Here is a 480-nt window from a genome sequence, read left to right on the forward strand (position 1 = left end):
CGAAGTCCAGCTCGGTGCCATCGATGTAGGGCAGGCTCTTGGGATCGACCAGGATCTTCACGCCCTGCTGCTCGAAGACGATGTCCTCGGGCGCCACCTCGTCGGCGAACTCGATCTTGTAGGCCAGGCCGGAGCAACCGGTGGTCTTGACGCCCAGGCGCACGCCCACACCCTTGCCCCGGCGGGCCAGGTAGCGCGTGATGTGGCGCGCTGCGGCATCGCTGAGCGAAACGCGCATGCCTTCGATCACCTGGGCGATCTCGGGCAGCGGCTCCTTGCCAGGGCCGGCGGTGCAGGATGCGTCAGTTTGCATGCTTGGCCTTGTAGTCGCTCACGGCTGCCTTGATGGCATCTTCCGCCAGGATCGAGCAGTGGATCTTGACCGGGGGCAAGGCCAGCTCTTCGGCAATCTGGGTGTTCTTGATGGTCAGCGCTTCGTCCAGCGTCTTGCCGCGCACCCACTCGGTCACGAGCGAGCTC

General features: G+C 65.2%; 2 protein-coding genes. Both read right to left on the bottom strand.

Features of this window, described 5'->3' with window-relative positions; genetic code table 11:
* Nucleotides 1-238 (bottom strand): HesB/IscA family protein (locus tag B2W70_RS07070; protein ID WP_286744206.1); only part of this gene is annotated, 238 nt, incomplete at its 3' end.
* A 64-nt stretch (nucleotides 239-302) separates the two neighbouring features.
* Nucleotides 303-480: iron-sulfur cluster assembly scaffold protein (locus B2W70_RS07075; RefSeq protein WP_286744212.1), on the bottom strand; the 178-nt coding region annotated here is incomplete at its 5' end.

Source organism: Aquabacterium sp. UBA2148, from assembly GCF_002328915.1.
In the GTDB taxonomy this organism is placed as follows: Bacteria; Pseudomonadota; Gammaproteobacteria; order Burkholderiales; family Burkholderiaceae_C; genus Aquabacterium; species Aquabacterium parvum.